General features: G+C 73.4%; 3 protein-coding genes. 2 read left to right on the top strand and 1 reads right to left on the bottom strand.

What is annotated here, in order from left to right:
* Positions 1-358 (top strand): HPF/RaiA family ribosome-associated protein (locus tag AC1D1T_RS31830; protein WP_477827364.1); only part of this gene is annotated, 358 nt, incomplete at its 5' end.
* Between the two features lie 12 nt (positions 359-370).
* Positions 371-1,729 carry an MBL fold metallo-hydrolase gene (locus tag AC1D1T_RS31825; RefSeq protein WP_477827363.1) on the top strand — a complete coding sequence of 453 codons (1,359 nt, stop codon included), beginning with the start codon at positions 371-373 and terminating at the stop codon, positions 1,727-1,729.
* 78 nt (positions 1,730-1,807) lie between these two features.
* Here the strand turns inward: AC1D1T_RS31825 and AC1D1T_RS31820 are convergent.
* Positions 1,808-2,429: efflux RND transporter periplasmic adaptor subunit (locus AC1D1T_RS31820; protein ID WP_477993362.1), on the bottom strand; the 622-nt coding region annotated here is incomplete at its 5' end.

The raw sequence follows: 2,429 nt of genomic DNA, 5'->3' as shown, positions 1-2,429 counted from the left end.
CATGAAACAAGCTCCCCAGATCCAGTTCCTCGGCATGGACCCGTCGCCGGCGCTCGAGGCCGACGTGCGCGAGCGGCTGCAGCGGCTCGAGCGCTTCTGCCCCGACCTGATCGTCGGGCGCGCGGCGATCGAGCTGCTGAACACGCACCGGCAGCAGGGGCGCACGTTCGCGGTGCGGCTGGACATGACGCTGCCTGGCCATGAGCTGACGGTGAGCCGCGTCCACCACGAGGACGTGTACGTGGCGCTGCGCAACGCCTTCGACGGCATGGCGCGGCAGGTGCAGGACACGGTGCGGCTCGCGCGCCAGCGCCACGCGCACGGCGCCGCGCTGGAGCTCGACGCCGACGAGGCCTGAGAGGGGGCGGCGATGCGGCTGACCTTTCTCGGCGCGACCGGCACCGTGACCGGTTCGCGCTACCTGCTGGAGCATGGCGGGCGGCGCCTGCTGGTCGACTGCGGGCTGTTCCAGGGGCTCAAGCAGCTGCGGCTGCGCAACTGGGCTCCTTCGGTGCCGTCGGCAAGCGAGGTGGACGCGATCGTGCTGACGCATGCGCACCTGGACCACAGCGGCAGCGTGCCGCGGCTGGTCGCGGGCGGCTACGGCGGGCCGGTGCATGCGAGCGACGCGACCTGCGACCTGTGCGGGCTGCTGCTGCCGGATTCGGGCCGGCTGCTGGAGGAGGAGGCGGTGTTCGCGAACCGGCACGGCTTCTCGCGCCACCACCCGGCGCTGCCGCTGTACACCGAGGCGGATGCGCAGGCCGCGCTCGGCCTGCTGCGCCGCGTGCGCTTCGGCGAGGCCTTCGAGCCGATCCCGGGCGTTCAGGTGAGCCTGCAGCGCGCCGGACACCTGCTGGGCGCGGCGAGCGTGCGGGTGGCATGGGGCGGCCGCTCGATCGTGTTCTCGGGCGACCTCGGCCGCGACGAAGATCTCCTGATGCGGCCGCCCGAGGCGCCGCCGGGCTGCGACTGGCTGGTGGTCGAGTCGACGTACGGCGATCGCGAGCATGTGGGCGGCGACCCGCTGGCGGCGCTGGCCGCCGTGATCAGCCGCACGGCGGCGCGCGGCGGCATCGTCGTGATCCCGTCGTTCGCGGTCGGGCGTGCGCAGGCGCTGATGCATGCGCTGCACCTGTTGCGCGAGCAGCGCCGCATCCCGGACCTGCCGGCCTTCCTGAACAGCCCGATGGCGGCGGATGCGACGCGGCTGTACGTGAAGCACCGGGCCGAGCACCGGCTCGACGAGGCGCAGTGCCGCGCGATGTGGGCGGCGGCGAAGATCGTGAACAGCGTCGAGGAATCGCGCCGGCTCAACGATCTGCGCATGCCGTCGGTGATCATCTCGGCGAGCGGCATGGCCTCGGGCGGGCGGGTGCTGCACCACCTGAAGGCGTTCGCGCCGGATGCGCGCAACACGATCCTGTTCGCCGGCCACCAGGCGGCGGGCACGCGCGGCGCGGCGATGGTGGGCGGCGCGAGCGCGGTGAAGATCCACGGCGCCTACGTGCCGGTGCGGGCCGAGGTGGCGCACCTGGACACGCTGTCGGGCCATGCCGACCGCAGCGAGCTGCTCGCATGGGTCGGCGCGTTGCCGCGCGCGCCGCGGCAGGTGTTCGTCACGCACGGGGAACCGGTGGCGGCGGATGCGCTGCGGCTCGGGATCGAGGAGCGTTTCGGGTTCGCGTGTTGCGTGCCGGAGCACGGCAGCGTCGTCGAGCTGGATTGAGCCTTTCGTTTGTTCGCTTGTCATCCCTGAAGGAGCAGGGCGGTGCACAAAGGCGCGTCGGAGGCTGGCGGCGTGCATTCAGACCTGGCGCACTTTCACGCGCACCCCATCGGCGACCGCCGGCGGCGGGTAGACGATCACCCGCGCGCCCACCGGCAGGCCCTCCTGGACCCACGCCTCCGATGGGTTGCGCGCCCCGATCACCACCGGCGTCAGCCGCGCCCGTCCCCCGTCGACGACGAACACCCCCATCCCCGCGCCCTGGCCGCCCATCGACGACGGCAGCGGGAACACCGCGCTCACCGGCACCTTCGTCACGCCGTCCTTCACCATCGTCAGGATCCGCACCGTCACGCGGTAGCCGTCGCCGAGCGCCGACCAGTCGGCCGGCGGGCTCGCGATGTCCACCAGCACCCGCACGCGCTGCTCCTCCACGCCGAGCGCCGACACCTTCGTGAACGCGCCCGGCTCGACCAGCCGCACCCGCCCGCGCAACGCCGCCTCGCCGCCCCAGTGCTCGATCGCCACCTGCGCACCCGCGCGCACCTGCAGCGCATCGGTGGTCAGCAGCTCGGCCACCACCTCCAGTCCGGCCACGTCGCCCAGCTCCAGCAGCGGCGCGCCGAGCGCCACCGTCGCCTCGCTCGCCTGCGCGACGCGCAGCAGCCGTGCCGACACCGGCGAGCGCACCGCGAACACG

The sequence above is a fragment of the Rhizobacter sp. P2_H3 genome, from assembly GCF_056403355.1.
This window is presented reverse-complemented; position numbering and strand designations above follow the sequence as displayed.

Bases quoted from the DNA above. Each gene is read 5' to 3' on its own strand.
- AC1D1T_RS31825 (WP_477827363.1), top strand. From the start codon at position 371: ATGCGGCTGACCTTTCTCGGCGCGACCGGCACCGTGACCGGTTCGCGC.